Here is a 19572-nt window from a genome sequence, read left to right on the forward strand (position 1 = left end):
TTTCAGAATGTCCGTTGAAATCCTGAGCCGTTGCGTGCTCAGACGCATTCTTGTTGTCGGTGCGGACATCGCAGGGGTTGCCGCGGCTAAGCGGGCCTATCCGTGCGTGATGTACCCGGGTGTCACGCTCGCAGCCGTGGTGGAGCGGCTGCTGTAGTCGTACACCTTCTCTTGGAGGTTACTGCCTTGCCAGCGTCGCCAGGTGGCTTTCCAGCCCGCCAGTGTCGCTGGCTGCATTGACGTGATCGAAGTAGTCATACCATCCGCTGGCTTTGATGCCGGCCAGCAGTATGTCCCTGGCCTGTAGTGTGGGGAAGCGCCAGATGCCAAGGAAACGGTGTGTGCTGGCCTGGTCGACGGAACAATCCGTATCGCCCAGGGCCAGCACTTCAATTCCCATTTGCGCCAGTCCGGACATGGCGGTTCGGATGCCTGCCAGGAATGTTGTGCGCTGGCTTTCAGGCAGGGCCTGCCAGGTGGCGTTGGGTGTGTAGAGTTCGACGAGGTAGTGTGGCATGGCTAACAGGGTGACCTTTATTTGAGGTTGCGCAGCGCGCGTTGGCAGATACGGCGGGTGGCGTCGCCAGGCCGGTTTTGTTGCCATTGATGGCAAAGTTGGCGTACCCAGTCGGGTTGATCCTTGGCAGCATCATTGAGCCAGTTGGCGACCGAGTCCTGAACGTAGGGGCTGGGGTCTGCATGCAAGGCTTCGAGGATGGGCAGGGCGTGCTCGGGGTGCTGTTTGAGGGCCGTGATATGGGCGCACCATACCCCCCTGGGGCGCAGGGCTTCGCAGGCAAAGCGCCGCAGGTAGGGGGAGGGTTGGGCGGTCCAGGGAGTCAACAATTTGACGGCGTGGTGCAGTTGCTGCACCAGGTGCGGGCGTATGGCCATCCAGGCCCATTCACGTACGCCAAAGTGAGGGTCGTCAGCCAGGGGCCGGATGGCGGCCAGGCGTTGCGGGAGTTCACGCGTGGGATGTGCTCCTGTCATGAAACACGCCCAGCCACGCACGGTGTCAGAAGGGTGCGTCAGGCAGCGGGTGGTGCCTGCGTCACCGTAGGTTTCGAACAGTATGGCGCCGATGCCCGCCATGCGCTTCAGTATGCCGAGCTGGCAGACGCTGGCTGCGGCAGCCTGGGCGAGTGGCGGCAGATCAGGGAATACCGTGCGCAGCAGTACTGCCTGGTCAAGCGCCAGGCCTTCCGCCAGCGTGGCGCTTTGCAGGGTGCCGTGGGATAAGGCATCCAGGATATCGGCCGGGATGTCTGCGGTGCGGGTGGCTCCTTTGCGTGGTGCGGCTGTATTCATGGTTTTTGTCCTTGCGTGGTGCGCCCGACCTTACTGGAGACTTTCTCCAGTAAGGTCGCCAGTTGTGTGCGTTCCGTTGCCGATAAATGACCGAATAGCCCGGCGATCCATTGGCCGTGCTGCCTGAAGACGGTCTGGGCAAGTGTCTTGCCTTTCTGGGTAAGCCGGATGCGCAAGGCCCGGCGATCCCGGGTGTCGGCATGGCGTTCGATCAGCGCGGCACGTTCCAGTCCGTCCAGCAGGCCGGTGACGGTGGCGCGGGTGACGCCTGCCTGCTCGGCCAGCGCATTGGGTGCCAGCCCTGCATCTACGGCATCCAGCAGGAATAGCAGGATGAACCGGCCTTCCGAAAGTTCGTGCGGCGCGAGCAAGGCCGCGCAGTCACGGTCGATGGCGCCAGCCAGGGAAAGGGTTTGAAAACAAAGCCGGATGCTGTCGATATCCGGCAGTTGCCGGCGCTGTGCTTCGTTCAGCAGGGCTTGATATTTTTGCTCAAGGTTCATTTGAAGCCACCATATTGTATGGCGGCTAATTATACGCGCAAAGTGTTGCTGGATAAACCCGCAAAACTTGCTGGACGGCAGTGGCTTGATGCCTGCAATCTGTCGACCACGACCGGAGATAGGCGCCCGGACGCATGACGGAGCGTCTGGGCACACCGCATCAACAGGTGGAACAGCCCAGTGTTGCCAGGACGAAATCGGCGCGCTGGGCGACGCTCATGCGTGGCAGTTGCACCAAGGTATAGCCTGCCGCGGGGTAAGCCCGCTGCAGGCGTTCGAATTCTTCCTGCGCGGCGTTCATGTCATGGCGGCGCTCTGCATCCTGCCGGTAAATTTCCGGCCAGGGTGGCGTAAGAAAGACACGGTGGTGATACAGGCAGCCGGTCGTTAATTCCTCGACTGGCGTGCCGGTGCTGGCCTGCAAGGCCGCGGCGAGGTCAATGACGCTGCGATCGAAGAATACCCATTGCGTACTGTCGCGGGGCGCCGTGCGGTGATCCTCGTGTGCAAGGGCAATGGCCCGGTGCAGGAACGCCGCCATATCAATCCAGGGCAGCGCCTGTCCGCCAGTCTGCATTTCTTCCTGGACGATGCGCCGTCCTGCTTCGGGAACGACGGGGTAGCCACGTTGCTTCAGTTCATCGAGCAAGGTGGATTTTCCACCGCCGGAGCAGCCGGAAATAATGACGAAATGGTTCATGGAATGATGGTACCGTTTGAGTTAAGGCGTGAGGATGCCAGCGGACAGATCCGTCCGCCGGGGTGCCTGTGGGGGCGTTTCCGGCAGGTTCGTCCGGGCCTGTGCCGGGCATTGCACGTCGTGTTTGTCGTGAAAACCGATCAATAGGAGACCGTCATGAGCAAAACTACCTTGTATGCAACGTCGGCGACGTCGTCGGGCGATGGCCGCAATGGGCACGTACGCAGTGAAGATGGGCTGCTGGAGCTGGATCTGGCCTTTCCCAAGGAGCTGGGCGGTGCCGGCGGGAAAACGAATCCCGAGCAACTGTTCGGCGCGGGCTATGCCGCGTGCTTCCATTCCGCGCTGAAGCTGGTGGCGTCCAAGGAAAAAGTGGCGCTGGGCGCTTCCACGGTGACGGCGAATGTCAGCCTGCACCCGACGCCGGAGGGCGGGTTCCAGCTGGGCGTGGTGCTGGAAGTCGAAATCGCAGGGGTCAGTCAGGCGGAAGCCGAGGCCCTGGTGGCGAAGGCGCACCAGATTTGCCCGTACTCCAATGCTGTGCGCGGCAATATCGACGTAGCGCTGGAAGTCCGGGCGTCCTGAGACGTCGGCCAGCGGGTTGCGGCCAGTGCATCACGGACAGCGTACCTGCTGTTGACGGCCCGCATCATGCGGGCCGTTTTTCCTGTGTTGGCACCATACCCAGGCGCCTGCCGGAATCAGTGAGGCATCAGTCCGGTATCAGACCAGTGCTCCCAGGACGGAACGGTCGAAATCGTGCAGTTCGTCCGACCGTTCTTCCTTGATCTTCACGACCCACTGCGGGTCGGCCAGGAGTGCCCGGCCGACCGCGATCAGGTCGAATTCGTCACGCTCGAGGCGGCGCAGCAATTCGTCCAGGCCGACGGCGTGGGAGCGTTCTCCCTTGAAGGCCGCCAGGAACTCCCCGGACAGGCCGACCGAGCCGACGGAAATCGTGGGCACGCCGGTCAGTTTTTTGGCCCAGCCGGCAAAGTTCAGCCCCTGTTCGCCATCGACCTCCGGAAATTCGGCTTCCCAGAAGCGTCGTTGCGAGCAGTGCAAGATATCGGCCCCCGCTGCAACCAGCGGCTCCAGCCATTGGGCCATTTCGTCCGGGGTGCGGGCTAACTTGCAGGCGTAGTCTTGTTGCTTCCATTGGCTCAGGCGCAGCAGGATGGGAAAGTCCGGGCCTACCGATTGGCGCACGGCAGCCAGGATATCCGCGGCAAAGCGGGTGCGCTCGCGCAGTGTCGCGCCGCCGTAGCAGTCGCTGCGCTGGTTGGTGGCCTGCCAGAAGAACTGGTCAATCAGATAGCCATGCGCGCCGTGGATTTCCGCGACATCGAAGCCCAGGCGCTTGGCGTCGGCCGCAGCACGGGCAAAAGCGGCAATGGTGTCGGCAATGTCTTCATCGCTCATGGCCACACCATTGGGGTCATCCGGGCCATTGAGGCCGGACGGGCTTTCCACCGGCGCATCTGCCTGCCAGCCGCTGTTGCCGCGGGTGGCGCCCGTGTGCCAGAGTTGCGGCCCCATGCGTCCGCCGGCGGCATGCACGGCGTTGATAACGGCCTGCCACCCGGCCAGCGCCCTGGCACTATGGAAGAACGGAATGCGTGGCTCATTGCGCGAAGCTGGCCGCTCGATGACCGTTCCTTCGGAAAGGATCAGGCCGACGCCGCCTTCGGCACGGCGCTGGTAGTATGCCGCGACATCCGGGCCGGGAACACCTTCGGGCGAGAAGTTGCGTGTCATGGGGGCCATGACGATGCGGTTGGGGAGTTGCAGGGATTTGTACTGGAAGGGGCGGAACAGAACGTCTAAGGCGTGCTTCGACATGGAACGACGACTCCAGATAAAGGGGCTGATGACTCTCCGCCGGACGGTTGGCCGACGGACAGGGATGATTCAGTATATATTTGCTACCTGATTTCGAAAACGCACCAATATTCGCCCAAGTATCCTTATGGAAACTCCTGCCCGTCTGCCTGCGAAAGTTTTTTCTTCCTCTTGCGCAACCCGTGTGCTGTTTGATCAGTTGGCCGATAAGTGGTCGATGATGATATTGACGGTCCTGCATGACGGGCCGCATCGTTTCAATGCAATCATGCGACGCATCGAAGGTATCACGCAGAAAGCCTTGACTCACTGCCTGCGGCGCCTGGAACGTAACGGCATGGTGGAACGGCGGGTGTTGCCGACCTCGCCGGTAGGCGTGGAATACCATCTGACCCCGCTGGGGGATTCCTTGTTGAAGCCGGTGCGTGCGTTGTATGGCTGGATGCTGAACCACCTGGATGAGGTCGAGGCTGCACGCGTGGCGTATGAGGCTCGCACAGCTGGTGTGGCGTCGGGGGGACCCCAGTCGCCCGAGCCGCAGGAAGCCTAGGCGGCGTCTAGGGCCGTGCCGGATGATCCGCCGCGGATCAGGGGCGGCGTCGTCCGGCGGTTTCCCACAGCCCAGGCAGAAAGCACTCCGCGACCAGCAGTGGTTCCTGCTGCACTCGGAAGACGGACCGTCGGGCCAGCAGCAGGCCTACCTGGCCAGCGAGTTCAGCCAACGGCTGCCCCTGGCCTGGCCGTGCATATTCGAAGGGCGTGCGGGTAATGCGCGGGTCTTCGTAGAGCAGTACGCCCAGGGGCGTGTCGCTGAGCGTGCGGATGTCGCGCCAGGCGTGGGCATCAGGGATATCTGGCGTCAGGCTGCGGCCGATGACGGCGTGCGTACCATCGACACTCATCAGCACTTCCCGCAACCAGCATTGGCTGTCTGTGCCTATGCCCAGCGCTTGCGCCTCATCTGGATTCGGGTGGGCGCAGCCTTCATGCAGAACCTCCAGATGGAATGCACCCAGGGCGCGCAAAGCTCGGGTCAGCGAGCCCGGTAAAGGCAGCCATTGCGCCTGCAGGTCGGAGAGAGGAAAGGGAAGGCAGGTGTTCCACACGGAAGAATGAGTGTTTGTTCTTGCGCCCAGGTGCGCCTGGACGTGGCCAGCGCGTGATGAGTGCAAGATTTGTCACCAAGAGGGTTCAAGGACGCAGGCGATTGTACTAGCATGAGCGCAATAGCCCGGCTGGCTGTGACTGCCCGCGCGCCGGTGGCAACGCCGGTTTTCATGCTGCTTGCTTTTCACGCTGGTTTCATTTGTCGCTGACTCGAACAGGAATCCTTATGTTGCTCGACGCCCAACATTCCCAGGTAGTGCTGGTGGATTATCAGCAGAAGCTGATGCCCGTGATTTTCGAAGCAGATTTCGTGGTGGCCAATGCCTTGCGCCTGGCGAAAATCGCGCAGTTGCTGCAAGTGCCTGTTTGGGGCACGGAGCAGATCCCGGCCAAGTTGGGCCACAACGAGCCGGAGTTGCGCGAGCTGTGCCTGCATACGCTTGAAAAGACCCATTTCAGTGGTGTACCGGATGGCTTGCTGGATGTTCTGCGCGGCGAACCGGCAGCGTGCGGGCGTAGCGGCAAGGCATCTGCGAACCAGGCCTTGCCGGAACGCTCCAGCATTGTCGTGGCAGGTTGCGAAACCCATATCTGCCTTATGCAAACAGCCCTGGACCTGTTGTCCGCCGGGTTGGAGGTCTGGGTGGTGACGGATGCCTGCAGTTCACGTACGGAGCGCAACCGTGATGCTGCATTTGATCGGCTGGCCGCAGCCGGTGCCGAGCTGACGACAACGGAAATGGTTGCGTTCGAATGGATGCGGGACAGTGCCCATCCTGCTTTCCGCAACGTGCAGCGCCTGATCAAGTGATGGTGCCTGCCGGCGAGCTTCAGTATTTGCAAAGGCTGCGCAGGGCCTGAACCGGCGTGACCATCCAAATTTTTTCCGAGACCAGCGATGACGACATCGGTGCACACCGTCAACATTTCCATTAATTCATCCGATTGGCGTGGCCAGGCCCTTTCCAATTTCGGTCTGTCGCCATTCATTTTCCAAGGCAAGCTTTTTGCATCCATCGAGGGTTTCATTCAGGGGATCAAGTTTCCCGAATCAGACTCGCGTCGGGAGCAGGCGTTTCGCCTGAGCGGATGGGAAGCAAAGCAACTGGGGGATACCGCCGACCGTAGCGGCGCATATTGGAATGGCGGCTGCCTTGCCTATGGCTCCAGCGGGCATCATCAGCTGATCGGTGACGCCATCAGGGCACGTATCGAACAGTCGCCTGGTTTGCAGGAAGTGCTGCGCTCCACTGCGGGTGCGGAGCTGGTGCACGTGACCGGGCATGTGGAGTCGCCGACCACGTCTCTGCCGGCAACGGTTTTCCTGCAAATCCTCAATGAGCTCCGGGCAGGCCTGTTGCGGCGGTGACGCGCAGCGTGGGGATGCTTGTCGCCGACGTGCGTGATTGGGTGTTGTAGGGCGTGGCCGCTTAGCCGGCGCTGTGTGCTTGCTGCCGGGCCTCCTGTCGAGCGCAGGAAACACGGATGCCCTCATGCAATAGCCCCAGCGTGTTGCGGAACACCTGGGCTGGGTCTATGTGGCTTAGTTGCGATGCAATTTGCTGTGTCAGCGGATAGCGTTCCGCTGGCAGCCCGGCAATGTCCGTGAGCTCTTCCGGTGTGGCGCTGCGCGTCAGGCCGCCGATTTCCGCCATGGCCAGGCCGTAGACGGTCGAATACCAGCCCAGGCAGACGTCCGGCAGGCGTATGTCGGCCACCCCAGCTTGCGCATGGGGGCGGCGCTGGCATATGTGTTTTTCGTGACCTTTGGCGCGGTGGGTACCTATTTGCTGGATGTTGCCTTTTTTGGCAAGGTCGGCATCCTGTTCTGGGGGGACAGCGCCGGGCTGCGCAAGTTTTTCTATCTGACGTTGATTGTGGCGTCTATCGTGGTGCTGAAGCTGGCAGGCTGAGATCCTCTGGGTGAGCTGCCGGATTCAGCAAGTCCAGGTAGGCGCCTTGTACCAATTGGTGGGCGGTTATCCCCAGTGTTTCCATCAGGCGCCGGGCTTCGGCAATGCCGTCAAGTTCATTTTCCTGTTCGCCCAGCACGACTTCCAGTTCCAGGAAATCACCAAGCGCATCGACGTGGTCGAGATGAATGCGGGTGCGGCCCGCAAGCAGCAGGATTCGCTCTTTTACCACGCGTCCCAGAACGCCATGCGCCGCACTCAGCACCTGGCGCAGGGACTGTGGCTTCGAGGTTGGGGTAATCAGATAGAACGAGGCTTTCGGGCCGGCTTGGTCGGCACGCTGGTAGAAGATCAATTCCCCGTGTCCGTCAGCGAACTCCCGTAGTTTCAGTCGGCCGTTCCGGCAATGAAAAAACGTGTCGTCCTGATGGATCAGGCTGGGCTTGGTGGTGGCCACTGAACGTGCCAGTGGCAGCACGTCGGCTACGCTGATAATGCGGGCCTTGATTTCGATATTGCGTGCCATGAGGTAGGGCCTTTATGGCGTTAGACAATATCGTCGACGACGCCGCCATCCACGCGCAGGGCGGCACCCGAGGTGGCACTTGCCTGCACGGAGCAAACGTAAATGACCATGTTGGCGACTTCCTCAACCGTGGCTGCACGCTGGATGATGGAGCTGGGGCGGTGCGTCATGACGAATTCGCGGGCCAGGGCTTCCAGCGGCTTGCCGGTGCGCGCCACTTCGTCCTTCATCATTTCCGCAAAGCCGTCGGAAAGCGTGGGCCCGGGCAATACGCTGTTCACGGTAACACCGGTGCCTGCCATGCGTTTGGCCAAGCCGCGTGCAAGAGACAGCTGGGCAGTCTTGGAAACGCCGTAGTGCACCATGTCCGCCGGGATATTGCGGGCGGATTCCGAGGCAATGAACACCACGCGTCCCCAGCTTTTTTCTGCCATGGCAGGCAAGAGTGCGCGCGATAGGCGCACGCCGCTCATTACATTGGTCTGCCAGTATTCTTCCCAGATATCATCACCGGTTTCGAAAAAGTCGCGCGGTCCGTAAATGCCGGCGTTGTTGACCAGGATGTCCACATGCGAAGGCAGGCCATCCAGCAAGGTCTGGACGCCGGCGGCATCCCCCAAGTCGGCGGCGACGCCATGCAGGCGAGCCTGGGGCAGGGAGGCCTGCAGGCGTTCACGGGCGCGGGAAACACTGGTGGCGCTGCGGCCATTGATGATGACGCTGGCGCCGCTGGCTGCCAGCCCGTGGGCGATGGCGAAGCCGATGCCGCCGGTAGATGCGGTAATCAGGGCGGTTTTGCCGGAAAGGTCAATATTCATTTGCAGTGTGGCTCCGAGCGTGCAGGATGGGATGGAGGCCTGCCATGCCAAGCGGGCATGGGTACACCGCGGAATGCGGCGGGAACGTGTCTAGGCCGGCAGGGGGAGGCGTGCTGCCACCAGGCTTGCGGGCAGGCCTGGCGGCAGGTGGAATCAGGGTTCAGCATAGCAGCTTGAAGCCTATTCCGAATCGTGTCGTAACGGGTATCGGTGCGGCCAGGCAACGAGCCCGCTTGTTTCAATCGTCAGTCTTTTTCATACCTCCGTTTGTCTCTATCAACTGCCGCAGCGCTTCATGCTTCACCTGCAGGATGTCGAACAGCCCCAGCGCTTGCAATGCAGGCAGGGCAGCAATCATGTCGCGCTGCGCCTCGGCGCGTTCGGCGGCAGACTTATTCGGGTCCAGCCAGAGCTTGGCATTGACGAGAAACGCACCGACACTGCCTTTGCGGATAATCACGCCACCTCGCTCGACCTGGTTCTGATGATCGGGAAGAATATCTTCGGCTCGCATGTTCTGCTCCTGTAAAAACAACAAAGCGATACCGGCATCTTAGGCATGATGAGCAACATCAAATACGCTATAACTGACCAAAGATATTCTTTTTTAGCCAATATCCTTTGACAATGATTCGCTTGCCGCCGCCCGTTACGACAGGCCTGCCCTTGGTTGCAGCACAGATGGCTGATGCCCCTGCCGGTCCCTTGCTGGTCGCGGGGGCACAACATGCAGGCGTTGGCCGTGCCACGCCGTGGCACCGGCATGCGCGTGGACAATTGCTGGGGGCCACGCAAGGCCTGTTGGCTTTGGAAACCGGGCAGGGGAAATGGGTGGTGCCTGCGAATGGCGCGATATGGATTCCGCCGGGCATGCCGCATGGCCTGCAGTCGCACGGGCCGTTTGCCGGCTGGAGTGTCTATGTGCGTCCGGATGCATGCCTGGGCTTGCCCGCGCAGGTCGGTATGTTTCGGGCATCTGGCTTGCTGCGAGAAGCGATCTTGCGTGCCGCGCAGTGGTCCCTGCCTGCCGGCCCGGAAAGTGTGCTGGATGCCGTTCAACAGCGCCTGGCAGCGGTCATTCTGGATGAAATGGCGGGGCTGCCCGCTGCACCATTGGGTTTGCCCATGCCGCAGCAGGCACCCTTGCTGAACATTGCCCGGGCGTTGTTGGCGCAGCCGGGGGATGAGCGCAGCATGGCGCAATGGGCCCATTGGGCAGGCATTGCGCCGCGCTCGCTGACGCGGCATTTCACTCGGGAAACCGGCTACAGTTTTGCCGCATGGCGCCAGCGCCTGCGGCTCTTGTGTGCCCTGGAAATGCTGGCTGCGGGCCGGGGCGTCACCGCCATTGCGTCGGAACTAGGCTATGCCAGCACCAGTACTTTTATAGCTGTCTTCAAGCGCAGCTTTGGTACGACACCCGGGCGCTATCTGGAAGCCGCGCCCACCTGAAGCGGGAGGCTGTGGCGTTCCTCTGCACGCAGGGTCAATACCTGTACGCCGGTGCTTGTCACCGCAACGGTATGTTCGAACTGCGCCGATAACTTGCCGTCAGTGGTCACGACCGTCCAGCCATCTTCCTCGGTATGGACATTGCGTCGACCTTCGTTGATCATCGGTTCGATCGTAAACACCATTCCCTCGCGCAGCAGCAGGCCGGTGCGTGGCTGCCCCCAATGCAGCACCTGCGGAGGTTCATGCATCTTGCGTCCGATGCCATGGCCGCAGTAATCCCGCACCACGCTGTAGCCATGGCGGCGTGCGTGCTGGCTGATCGCGTAGCCGATATCGCCCAGCCGCGCGCCGGGGCGCACTGCGGCAATTCCTTTCCACATCGCTTCGTAGCTCACCTGCACCAGACGCCTGGCGGCGGGGGCAACCTCGCCTATGCAATACATTTTGCTGGAATCGGCAATGAAACCGTTTTTTTCCAGCGTGATATCGAAATTCACGATATCGCCATCCTGCAGCAAGTCCGTCATGGCGGGAACACCGTGGCACACCACTTGGTTGCGTGAAGCGTTCAGCGCATAGGCATAACCGTACTGCCCCTTGCTGGCCGGCCGGGCCTGCAGGTCGCTGACAATGAAACGGTCCACCATATTATTGACCTGCATGGTAGACATGCCGCGCAGGGGCAGGGTATCCAGGTAGCCGAACACTTGGGCCAGCAAGCGGCCGGACTCGGCCATCAGTGCAATTTCCTCGGGTGATTTACTCATGTCAGGGGTTCCTGGAATGTCGGGTATTCCTGAATGGATTGGAGGCAGGTGTGAACCGGTGGGAAAGTTACAGGTGCCTAAATTACCGGCGTCGCTATGCCGGTTTGCAGGAAGGGTTTATATGAAACGTATATGAATCATATCATTCTGTTCGGCGCAGGGGGAAGGAGAGCAAACTGTGCTGCTGGTGAGGAAACACGGTCTATGGGACAGGACGGGCGTGGGAAGGCTGCGCCAGATTTATCGCAGCTCATGTATTGAGCGGTTTCAGTGGGAGGCTTTGTCGCAGACAACAAAAAAGCCACCGCATCGGGTGGCTTCAATGTCCTGATTGAACAGGGGAAATTCTGGTGGCGCATCCCTGATTCGAACAGGGGACCTGCGGATTATGATTCCGTCGCTCTAACCGGCTGAGCTAATGCGCCTTTCCGTCACTGCCGTGCTTATTCATTACGGTAGTGGAAAACAGACGCGCATTCTAGCACGGAATTTTTATTCTTGTGCAAGCCCCGTTTTTTTCAGGGAGCGGGGCGCTGTCGGACTCAGGCAGCTTCCATGCCGTGACGCTGTTTGGTGGCGCGCGTTGCGTCCGAGGCCAGGTAGGCCAGCAGCTGGCGGCAGGCCTCGGCTTGCCGGGAACTGGCAGCGATGCCTCCAGAGAAGGTGGTGACAATGGCAATGTCGTCCGGCAGCGCGCCAAGGATGTCTATGCCTTCCAATGGCAGGAGTTCGCTCAGTTGCTGGAAGCCGAGCTCGACTTCGCCTTTGGCGACCAGGCTGCCCACTGGCACGCCCGGAGGTGCCTGAACGATGCGGTCCTTGATGACGTCGGCGATGCCCCATTGTTCGAAGCGCTTTGCCAGTTGCACGCCGCTGGGACCAGTGGAATAGCTCAGGCTGCCTGCGGCCAGGACGGCTGCGCGTACGGCGGCTTCGCTGCTGATATCCGGATGGTTGGCGCCGGCACGGACGGCGACGGCGGTGCTGGAGCGCACGAGATCGGTACGGGTACCAGCCACGATGTGTTGCTTGCCTATCAGTTTGTCGATGGCATCGGCGGCCAGGACGACCACGTCGAAGCTTTCTCCGGCTTCCACGCGTTGTGCAGCGGTAACGCCGCCCACGGATTCGACTCGCACGGCGATGCCGGTTTGTCGTTCAAAGTCCGCGGCCAGATCCTGCAGGATGGATTTGGTCGCCATGGAGGAAATCAGATGCAGGGATGTCGCCATGGTGATGTCTGTTCGTCTCTTGGGTGATGGTCTGTGCGGCTGCCAGTCCTGCCGCAGGGGGAGGGCAACAGCATAGCGCAACTTGAATCGGATTCCACGAAAAAAGGGCCGGCTTTGCGGCACGGCCCTTGCGGCTGAACAGGTTTGGGTTCCTGTCAGGGTTTGGTTTCGGTTTGGGGGATGGGCACCAGGTGGCCATCGGCCGAGATGCGTATGGATCGGCCCGCGCACCAGCCGGCGTAGATCAGGGTGGCGCTCAAGGCGCAGCAGACCAGCAGCGGCATGCTCCAGTTGCCGGAGGCATCATGGATGCTGCCCAGCAGGCTGGGGCCGGTGCAGGCCAGCAGATAGCCGGCGCTTTGCGCCATGCCCGAGAGTGACGCCGCCTGGCCTGCGGTGCTGACGCGGGTGCCCATGAAGGAGAGCGCCAGGATGAAGACACCGCCGTTGCCCATGCCGAAGAGGGTGGCCCAGAAGGTGCTCCAAGATGGGAATAGCCACAATCCGGCCAGGCTGAACAATGACAGGCTGCTGATGGCGACGGCCAGCTTGCGCTGGTCCGAGCTGCGGCGCACGATGGGCATCATCAGCAGGCCGATGATGGAAGCGCCGAATTGCATGATGCCGTGGGCCGCGCCGGCTGCGGCCGGAGTGTAGCCGGCATCGTGCATGATCGCGGGCAGCCAGCTCATGACGGAATAGAACAGGAAGGAGTTCATGCCCAGGAAGAATGTGACCTGCCAGCTGATGGCATGGCGCCAGACCGGCGTGCGTACCTGATTGGTGGCGGGGCCGGCAGCGGCTTGCTCGCGGGGGCGGCGTGCCAATGGCAGCCAGCCGATCAGGCTGATGGCAGGGATCAGCCCGGTGCACAGCAAGGCGAAGCGCCAGCCCAGGCCGGTGATGTCTGCCAGGGGGATGGCGATGCTGGAACTGAAGGCAGCCACTGTGCCCATGGTCAGCGCATAGACAGAGGTGAGGACGGCGATCTGGCCGGGGAAGTCTCGCTTGAGCAGGCTGGGCAGAAGTACGTTGCCGATGGCGATGCCGATGCCGATGGCGCTGGTGCCGGCAAACAGCAAGGGCAGCGGGCCGGCGGAACGGACTACCACGCCCAGCAGGATCAGGAAGAGAGCGCCGACCAGTGCGCGCTCCAGGCCGACGCGCCGCGCCAGCAAGGGAGCCAGGGGCGAGACGATACCGAAGACCAGCAGCGGGATGGCGGTAATGGTGCCAGCGGTGGCGGCATTCAGGCCAAAGCTTTCCTGGATCTGTGTCAGTAGCGGCGCCAGCGCCGTCATGGGGGCGCGCAGGTTGCAGGCAAACAGCAGGATGCAGATGACGAGCAGCAGGCGGCCGCGCGAATCCGGGTCCTGGCTGCTGGAGAATTGGGCAAAAAGGCGCCGTATGCGGCTTGAGGATTGCAGCGATTCAGGCGTAGTAGACATGGAACAGTATTCACAAAAGAAGGGGGATCAGCTTGTGGAATACTCTACCTTGTATTCTGCTGCCTGGATTTCGATAAAATGACTTTCAATATCTAAAAACTGCCATATCGGCGGTGGCCTGAACCGTTACCTGGCGGCAGGCGGCTGTGCCTATGGTTTGGTGTTCCTGATCAGGGGATCTTCCTGGTGGGATCTTCGGCAGGGGCCAAGGATGGGAAATGTATTGTCCACGATATTTCGATCCCGATGATGCATCTGGCGCGTTGAGCGCCTTGCGCCTGGACGTCGATGGCCAGGAGCAGGAGTTGCCTTTGCACCGCCACCGCAAGGGGCAACTGGTGCTGGCGCTGAAGGGAGCGGTGGTTTGCCGCGAGCCCCGCGGGTTCTGGATGCTGCCTGCCAATAGCGCCATGTGGATTCCAGGCGGCGTGGCGCACAGCAATCGCGCGCTCGGCGAGACGCAGGTCTATTTCCTGTTTGTCGAACCGTGCGCCGTGCCCATGCCGGCGCACTGCTGCATGCTGGGCATGACGCCGCTGGCGCGCGAGATGGTGCTTTACCTGGCCGATGGCCGAGCTGGCGAACCGGATAGCGCGGTGCGCCAGAGTTTCGTGCAGGTGTTGCTGGACCAGCTTTCCCGTCTGCCGGTGCAATCTCTGTATTGTCCGGTTTCTGACGATGGGCGTTTGCAGTATATTGCGCGATCTTTGCTGGCCGATCCCGGGGATCGGAGTACGCTGCCACAATGGGCGGCCCGGGTGGCGATGAGCGAGCGCACGCTGGCGCGGCGCACGCGGGAGCTGACGGGCATGACCTTTGGCCGCTGGCGCCAGCAATTGCAATTGCTGCACGCGGTGCAGCGTTTGTCGGTGGGGGCTTCGGTGCAGGCTGTGGCAGCAGAGCTGGGCTATGAGTCCGTTCACGCCTTCATTACCATGTTCAAGGGGCGTATCGGCCAGTCGCCAGGACGTTTCAGCCTTGACCGGCGGATGGGAGACGCAGCATGAGTTTCAAGGTTTTCGATCTGGAGTGCAACCAGGGCCACGTTTTCGAAGGCTGGTTCCGTTCGCATGATGACTACGCCGCGCAGCAGGAGAAGGGCATGGTGCAATGCCCGGTCTGTCAGAGCACGGCGGTCAGTCGCCGGCTGTCTGCCCCCAGTGTGCACACGGCCAAGCGTACCGGCGCTTCATTGCCTGCGGCCGGTGCCAATGAATCCGAGCAGCAGCGCATGGCCAGGGAAATCTTTGCACGCGTGCGTGATCACTTGCGCCAGGTTGAAAATGTGGGTGACGATTTTGTCAGCGAAGCGCGCCGAATTCATGCGGGAGAGGCGGCGGAGCGCCCGATACGTGGAACGGCGACGGCAGCCGAGCGCCAGGAATTGGCCGAGGAAGGGATAGAAGCGCTGGCGGTGCCGTTCCCCCTTGATGACGACGCCTTGCACTGAGGCGCCGAGGCGAGGCAGCAAGGCAAAGGAAACGCCAGGATGGCCTCCTGGTCGGAGGCCGTATCCTGGCGCAAGAAAGGTCTGAAACCTTGGCGGCCCGGTTTGTTGCGGGCTTGGGCTTCAGGTTTCGGATTTAGTCTTCGTGGGTGTCGTGGGTGGCAGTCTTGCCGGGTTTCCAGTAGCCGGAAGCGCGTATCCACTTGGCAGATGCGGCGCGCTCGCTGACGAGGTACTGGCGCAGGGTCTTGGCCGTTGCGCTTTCGCAAGCGACCCAGGCGTAGTAGTCGCCAGCGGGGAAGTCCAGCGATTGCAGGCTGCGCAGCAAGGCGTCACTTTGGCCGGCCGGCGCACCGCGGCGGAAGGCCCAATGCACTTCGGCCTGGGCTCCTGCATGCAGCGGCAACTGATGTTCTTCCGAATCGACCTCGATGACCGCAATCGCGCGGGCGCCGGCGGGCAATTCTTCCAGGCGGCGGGAAATGGCTGGGATGGCGGTTTCGTCACCGACCAGCAGGTGCCAGTCGAAATTCACCGGAACGATGAAGGAACCACGCGGGCCGGCAATGCCCAGCAAGTCGCCGGGTTCGGCCTTGCGTGCCCAGTCGGTAGCAACGCCTTCTTCATGCAGCGCGAAATCAATGGTCAGCAGGCGCTTGTTGGCGTCAAAACTGCGTGGCGTGTAGTCACGTGCCAGCGGACGTTTGCCTTCCGGCCAGGAAATGCCTTCTTCGGTGACGGTCGGGCGTGGGATCTCGCCGGTTTCAGGGTCCGGAAAGATCAGCTTGGCGTGGTCGTCGAAACCCGGGCTGGAGAAGCCTTGCAGTTCATCGCCGGTAAAGGTCAGTCGCAGCATGCTGGGCGTCAGCAGTTCACGGCTGGCGACCTCGACCAGCCGGAAGCGCAGCGGATGGCGCTGACGTTGGGGTTTGCGGTCGTCGGTGTTGGGAGTTGCAGTGATGGAATTCGTCACGTGATTGCCTTGTGTGAAATAGCAGGACAAAACAATAAAGAAAGGGATTCAGGCGGGGCGCCGCATGTGCGAAGCAGGAGCGTTGGAGCCGGATGATGGCCGGCTGGTGCCTGATCTGCGGGCCTGATGCTCCGCCTGCTTGCCGCCGTGGCGGAAGGCGCGGCGCGAGACGCGTGCCGCGCCTGTAGGAGCAATGCATAACACTAACAGTTATTCTTATTCTCGTCCCCATTGACCCATGCTTGCGAGGGGTACGGAGTTGTTTCGCTGCGTATCAGGCGGGTGTGTTCCGGTTCAGCGTTTTGGCAGCAGCGAGCGGGGGTCCACGACCCGCCCGTCCTGACGCACTTCGAAATACAGCGAGGGCTGGGTGGTTTCGGTTTGTCCCATTTCAGCGATGGCTTGGCCCTGACGGACCGTGGCGCCTTCGCGCACCAGCAGCTTGCGGTTGTGCGCATAGACGCTCAGGAAACCATTGGCGTGCCTGATGATCAGCATGTTGCCGTAGCCGCGCAGGGTGTTGCCGGCGTAGGCAACGGTGCCGGCAGCGGCGGCCACGACGGGCGTGCCTGCGGTATTGGCAATGGTGATGCCGTTGGAACGCGCCTGGCCGAATTGTCGGATGATGTTGCCGGGAGCGGGCCAGACCAGGGAGATTTTCTTGGTCGGGGCGGTGGACGCCGAGCTGCCGCTGGGACGGCTGGTGTTGCTGGTTGCTGGTGCCGTGGCGGTGCCTGATGTTTTGCCGCCGGTACTGGCGCCGCCGGCACTGCCAGCAGGAGCCGTGACGCGCAGCACCTGGCCGACATGGATCTGATTCGGGTTGGACAGATTGTTCCAGCGCACCAGGCTGGAAACACTTTGCTTGTTGGCGCGCGCGATCTTGTTGAGCGTGTCGCCGGGCTGGACGCGATAATGCCCGGCAGGCACCGGGCCGCTGGCTGTATTCGAGCCGGTCGTGCCGCAAGCCGCCAGCACGGCGGTGGCGAGCAAGGCTGCCATCAGCTTGGGGCGGAGCAAGCGCAGGCGGGACAGGAATACAGGGGAAGTCCAGAATGTCATGGCGCAGCCAGCGACGGCATGGTTGAGTAACCCGTACAAGAGTAACAAGGCCCGCCATACTCGTGCAATGTATGGCGGGCCGGGCTGTTTTCCAGGTGTTACCGTCAGGCCGCCGCGGGTTGCGGTGGGTGGTTCGGATGCCCTGGGCCGTCGGGGTCGTTGTCGGCCTCCGGGCGTCCGCGCAATGGTGCCAGGCCGAGTGCCAGCCGCAATCGCTGGCAATCCGGGTTGGGGCTGCCGTCTGCCTCCCAGAGGCTGAATTCGCGGCAGGGGCTGGGGCGCTGGGAGTAGATGGCACAGGATATGCCTGGTTCGCCCACGGTGCCCTGCAAGGCCACGCAGCGTACGGGGGCGTGCTCGGTACCTTTCATGCAGACGCGATGCGGCGTGACGGGCGTGGTCAGTTCAGCCGGTACCCAGCCGCCGTTGGGGCCGTCGAGTTCGCCGAAGTAGAAAGAGACGCGGAAATGGGAGCAGCAGGCGCCGCAGTGCAGGCAGGGGTTGCTGTCGGGGTTGTCGTCGCGGAATTCCGATGGAGCGAGATCGGGCAGCGGTAGCGGCGTGTAGGTGAAGCGATTGCTCATGATCGGTAAGGCGCCAGCCCTGCAACTGCCCGTGCGCCTGGGGTAGACGGGAGCAGATTTTATTGCGAGGCGCCTTGCCGGAAAATATTTTTCTGCATCGCCGCCCGGGAGATGTGTGCGGTCGCCGCAACACTCCCTGGCGGAGCGGCCTGGCGCCTGGGCGCCAGCCGAATTCAGGCGGTATTTAGATCAGGCCGAGCCAGCGCCAGTAGGTCATGCCGAACAGCAGCATCAGCAGGTAACCGACGATGGTGATGATGATCCCTACCTTGGCGAACTGACGGGCATTGAAGGTATCGGTGCCCAGGCACACCATGTTCTGCGGCGCGTTGATGGGCAGGATGAAGCCGTAGCTCACGACAAAGCCCAGCAGCATTGCCATGCCCAGGCGGTTGAATTCGCCAGGCAGGGTTTGCAGCACGGTGATGAGGATGGGCAGCATCGCGGATGTCAGTGCGGTGGCGCTGGCGAAGCCCAGGTGGATGACGATCAGGAAGGCCGCCAGAATGGCGAAGATCGCCAGCGGGCCAATCTGGTCCAGGCCGGTGTGGTTCACCACTTGGGCGCCCAGCCACTGGCCGGCTTGTGTGCTGAGCAGGGCCGTGCCCAGGCTGATGCCCACACCGAACACGATGACCGTGCCCCAGGGAATGCGGGATTGCACATCCTTCCATGTCATGATGCCCACCCGCGGCAGCATCAGCAGGACCAGGCCGGCGTATGTCGTGGTGGTGGTGTCCAGGTTGTGCAGCTTGTTTTCCGTGGCCCAGGCCAGCAGCAGCAGGATGGAAACACCCATCAGGCGCTTTTGCGCACTGGTGGTCGGGCCCAGCGCTTGCAGCGAATCCTGCACTGCCTTGTCGCCGCCGGGTACCTGATCGGTTTCGGGCGGCAGCAGCTTGAGCACTACGACCAGCAAAACCAGCGACATCAGCACTGACCACGGCGCGCCAGCGATAAGCCAGTCGCCCCAACTGACGCGTTCGCCGAGGATTTGCTGCATGAAGCCGGCCGTCAGCAGGTTCTGTGCCGCTGCGGTCTGGATGCCGACGTTCCAGATGCTGGTGGCCTGGGCGACCACGATCATGATGCCGGCTGCGATATTGGAACGCTTGTCGACGCCAAAGGCCGCGATGACGCCCATCATGATGGGAACCACGCAGGCACTGCGCGCGGTCGCGCTGGGCACGACCAGGCTGAGGATGATGGTGACTGCGATGGCACCGATCAGAATGCGGCGGGTGCTGGTGCCTATGCGCGACAGCGTCACGAGCGCGATGCGGCGATCCAGCCCGGTATGGGTCATGGCGGCAGCAATGAAAAGGGCACCAGCCACCAGCGCCAGCGCACTGTTGGAAAAGCCCTGCAGCGCCATATTGATGGCCGACGATGTGCCGATCAGCGTATCCGGATCATTGATTTTCGGCGCAGTGCCCAGCAGCACCGCCATGAGCGCCGTGATCATGATGGCGCTGGCTTCGTACGACACCGCTTCGGTGATCCAGACCACCACGGCAAACACGAGGATGGCCAGCATGCGGTGCCCGGCAATGGGCAGGTCTGCCGGGGTCGGCAGCAACAGTACCGCGATCATCGCGATGATGCCGCCGATGAAGGCAATAGGCATGGGTTTGGGAGGGGCTTGGCCGGCGGTGGCGGCCGGGGGAGGGGCTGGCGAGACGCTCATGCGACGGCTCCTTTTGCAACAGGGAAATGGGAATGAGTCCGGGGCAAGTGTACGCCGGGGCGGGGGCAGCGTCGCGTGCCGGATGTGACAGACATTTGGCCTGGATCATGGCGGATGGAGTTTCCTGCCGCCGTGTGCAGCCGTTTGTCGTGCCCGGCACAGGGCGTGGCAGGGCGCAGCGGATGGCGGGCCTTGGG

25 protein-coding genes and 1 tRNA gene are annotated in these 19572 nt (G+C 62.1%); 8 read left to right on the forward strand and 18 right to left on the reverse strand.

Annotated features, from left to right (window positions below):
• Positions 1-178: 178 nt before the first annotated feature.
• The 4 genes from EV679_RS07125 to EV679_RS07140 form a co-directional block, all read right to left on the reverse strand.
• On the reverse strand, positions 179-517 hold the full coding sequence (locus tag EV679_RS07125; RefSeq protein WP_130486858.1) for a DUF6616 family protein: 339 nt from the start codon (positions 515-517) through the stop codon (positions 179-181).
• A gap of 17 nt (positions 518-534) precedes the next feature.
• On the reverse strand, positions 535-1311 hold the full coding sequence (locus EV679_RS07130) for a DNA alkylation repair protein (RefSeq protein WP_130486859.1): 777 nt from the start codon (positions 1309-1311) through the stop codon (positions 535-537).
• On the reverse strand, positions 1308-1814 hold the full coding sequence (locus EV679_RS07135) for a MarR family winged helix-turn-helix transcriptional regulator (RefSeq protein ID WP_127773594.1): 507 nt from the start codon (positions 1812-1814) through the stop codon (positions 1308-1310). Before EV679_RS07135 ends, EV679_RS07130 begins: the two co-directional genes overlap by 4 nt.
• Positions 1815-1974: 160 nt before the next feature.
• Positions 1975-2514 (reverse strand): AAA family ATPase, encoded by a 540-nt coding sequence (locus tag EV679_RS07140; RefSeq protein ID WP_130486860.1) that lies wholly within the window; start codon positions 2512-2514, stop codon positions 1975-1977.
• 156 nt (positions 2515-2670) lie between these two features.
• On the opposite strand from EV679_RS07140, the gene EV679_RS07145 reads away from it, so the two are divergent.
• A complete protein-coding gene (locus EV679_RS07145) occupies positions 2671-3099 on the forward strand; it encodes an organic hydroperoxide resistance protein (protein ID WP_068368821.1) in 429 nt (142 codons plus the stop codon).
• Positions 3100-3237: 138 nt separating this feature from the next.
• Here the strand turns inward: EV679_RS07145 and EV679_RS07150 are convergent, their stop codons facing one another.
• Positions 3238-4356 carry an NADH:flavin oxidoreductase gene (locus EV679_RS07150; RefSeq protein ID WP_130486861.1) on the reverse strand — a complete coding sequence of 373 codons (1119 nt, stop codon included), beginning with the start codon at positions 4354-4356 and terminating at the stop codon, positions 3238-3240.
• Between the two features lie 127 nt (positions 4357-4483).
• On the opposite strand from EV679_RS07150, the gene EV679_RS07155 reads away from it, so the two are divergent.
• Entirely contained in the window at positions 4484-4906 is a 423-nt protein-coding gene (locus EV679_RS07155; RefSeq protein WP_127773597.1) for a winged helix-turn-helix transcriptional regulator, read from the forward strand.
• Between the two features lie 37 nt (positions 4907-4943).
• Here EV679_RS07155 and EV679_RS07160 read toward each other — a convergent pair whose 3' ends face one another.
• Complete coding sequence (locus tag EV679_RS07160) at positions 4944-5528, reverse strand: chorismate--pyruvate lyase family protein (RefSeq protein ID WP_165389986.1); 585 nt, start codon at positions 5526-5528, stop codon at positions 4944-4946.
• Positions 5529-5689: 161 nt separating this feature from the next.
• On the opposite strand from EV679_RS07160, the gene EV679_RS07165 reads away from it, so the two are divergent.
• Positions 5690-6274, forward strand: a complete 585-nt coding sequence (locus EV679_RS07165; protein WP_068368809.1) for an isochorismatase family protein — start codon at positions 5690-5692, stop codon at positions 6272-6274.
• Positions 6275-6361: 87 nt separating this feature from the next.
• A complete protein-coding gene (locus tag EV679_RS07170; protein ID WP_130486863.1) occupies positions 6362-6832 on the forward strand; it encodes an NADAR family protein in 471 nt (156 codons plus the stop codon).
• Positions 6833-6893: 61 nt separating this feature from the next.
• On the opposite strand, the gene EV679_RS07175 is transcribed toward EV679_RS07170, so the two are convergent.
• Positions 6894-7181, reverse strand: coding sequence for a hypothetical protein (locus EV679_RS07175; protein ID WP_083969469.1), 288 nt, complete (start codon positions 7179-7181; stop codon positions 6894-6896).
• A 33-nt stretch (positions 7182-7214) separates the two neighbouring features.
• On the opposite strand from EV679_RS07175, the gene EV679_RS17730 reads away from it, so the two are divergent.
• A complete protein-coding gene (locus EV679_RS17730; protein WP_207224905.1) occupies positions 7215-7376 on the forward strand; it encodes a hypothetical protein in 162 nt (53 codons plus the stop codon).
• Here EV679_RS17730 and EV679_RS07185 read toward each other — a convergent pair.
• The 3 genes from EV679_RS07185 to EV679_RS07195 all read right to left on the reverse strand — a co-directional run bounded on the left by EV679_RS07185 (position 7348) and on the right by EV679_RS07195 (position 9234).
• Positions 7348-7902 (reverse strand): class IV adenylate cyclase, encoded by a 555-nt coding sequence (locus EV679_RS07185; protein WP_130486864.1) that lies wholly within the window; start codon positions 7900-7902, stop codon positions 7348-7350. The two genes, EV679_RS17730 and EV679_RS07185, sit on opposite strands and share 29 nt — an antisense overlap.
• A gap of 20 nt (positions 7903-7922) precedes the next feature.
• Positions 7923-8720 carry an SDR family NAD(P)-dependent oxidoreductase gene (locus EV679_RS07190; protein ID WP_130486865.1) on the reverse strand — a complete coding sequence of 266 codons (798 nt, stop codon included), beginning with the start codon at positions 8718-8720 and terminating at the stop codon, positions 7923-7925.
• A 238-nt stretch (positions 8721-8958) separates the two neighbouring features.
• Entirely contained in the window at positions 8959-9234 is a 276-nt protein-coding gene (locus EV679_RS07195) for a hypothetical protein (protein ID WP_068368798.1), read from the reverse strand.
• Between the two features lie 167 nt (positions 9235-9401).
• Between EV679_RS07195 and EV679_RS07200 the strand changes: the two genes are divergently transcribed.
• A complete protein-coding gene (locus tag EV679_RS07200) occupies positions 9402-10172 on the forward strand; it encodes an AraC family transcriptional regulator (protein WP_130486866.1) in 771 nt (256 codons plus the stop codon).
• On the opposite strand, the gene map is transcribed toward EV679_RS07200, so the two are convergent.
• The 4 genes from map to EV679_RS07220 form a co-directional block, all read right to left on the reverse strand.
• A complete protein-coding gene (map, locus tag EV679_RS07205) occupies positions 10148-10942 on the reverse strand; it encodes a type I methionyl aminopeptidase (RefSeq protein WP_127773604.1) in 795 nt (264 codons plus the stop codon). The two genes, EV679_RS07200 and map, sit on opposite strands and share 25 nt — an antisense overlap.
• Positions 10943-11290: 348 nt before the next feature.
• A tRNA-Met gene (locus EV679_RS07210) sits at positions 11291-11367 on the reverse strand.
• A gap of 117 nt (positions 11368-11484) precedes the next feature.
• On the reverse strand, positions 11485-12174 hold the full coding sequence (locus tag EV679_RS07215) for a substrate-binding domain-containing protein (RefSeq protein WP_130486867.1): 690 nt from the start codon (positions 12172-12174) through the stop codon (positions 11485-11487).
• A 155-nt stretch (positions 12175-12329) separates the two neighbouring features.
• Entirely contained in the window at positions 12330-13622 is a 1293-nt protein-coding gene (locus EV679_RS07220) for an MFS transporter (RefSeq protein ID WP_130486868.1), read from the reverse strand.
• Positions 13623-13840: 218 nt separating this feature from the next.
• Here EV679_RS07220 and EV679_RS07225 point away from each other — a divergent pair, with 218 nt between their 5' ends.
• On the forward strand, positions 13841-14629 hold the full coding sequence (locus EV679_RS07225) for an AraC family transcriptional regulator (RefSeq protein WP_068368767.1): 789 nt from the start codon (positions 13841-13843) through the stop codon (positions 14627-14629).
• Positions 14626-15072, forward strand: a complete 447-nt coding sequence (locus EV679_RS07230) for a DUF1178 family protein (RefSeq protein ID WP_130486869.1) — start codon at positions 14626-14628, stop codon at positions 15070-15072. The genes EV679_RS07225 and EV679_RS07230 overlap by 4 nt, the downstream gene beginning before the upstream one ends.
• Before the next feature lie 133 nt (positions 15073-15205).
• Here EV679_RS07230 and EV679_RS07235 read toward each other — a convergent pair whose 3' ends face one another.
• The 4 genes from EV679_RS07235 to EV679_RS07250 form a co-directional block, all read right to left on the reverse strand.
• The gene (locus tag EV679_RS07235) at positions 15206-16042 is read right to left on the reverse strand and encodes a siderophore-interacting protein (protein WP_068368762.1); all 837 of its coding nucleotides are present in this window, start codon (positions 16040-16042) and stop codon (positions 15206-15208) included.
• Between the two features lie 294 nt (positions 16043-16336).
• Positions 16337-17104 (reverse strand): M23 family metallopeptidase, encoded by a 768-nt coding sequence (locus EV679_RS07240; protein WP_130486870.1) that lies wholly within the window; start codon positions 17102-17104, stop codon positions 16337-16339.
• Between the two features lie 104 nt (positions 17105-17208).
• A complete protein-coding gene (locus tag EV679_RS07245) occupies positions 17209-17688 on the reverse strand; it encodes a YkgJ family cysteine cluster protein (protein WP_083969463.1) in 480 nt (159 codons plus the stop codon).
• A gap of 184 nt (positions 17689-17872) precedes the next feature.
• Positions 17873-19375, reverse strand: coding sequence for a DASS family sodium-coupled anion symporter (locus EV679_RS07250; RefSeq protein WP_068368757.1), 1503 nt, complete (start codon positions 19373-19375; stop codon positions 17873-17875).
• Positions 19376-19572 lie beyond the last annotated feature (197 nt).

The organism is Kerstersia gyiorum (assembly GCF_004216755.1).
Lineage (GTDB): Bacteria > Pseudomonadota > Gammaproteobacteria > Burkholderiales > Burkholderiaceae_B > Kerstersia > Kerstersia gyiorum.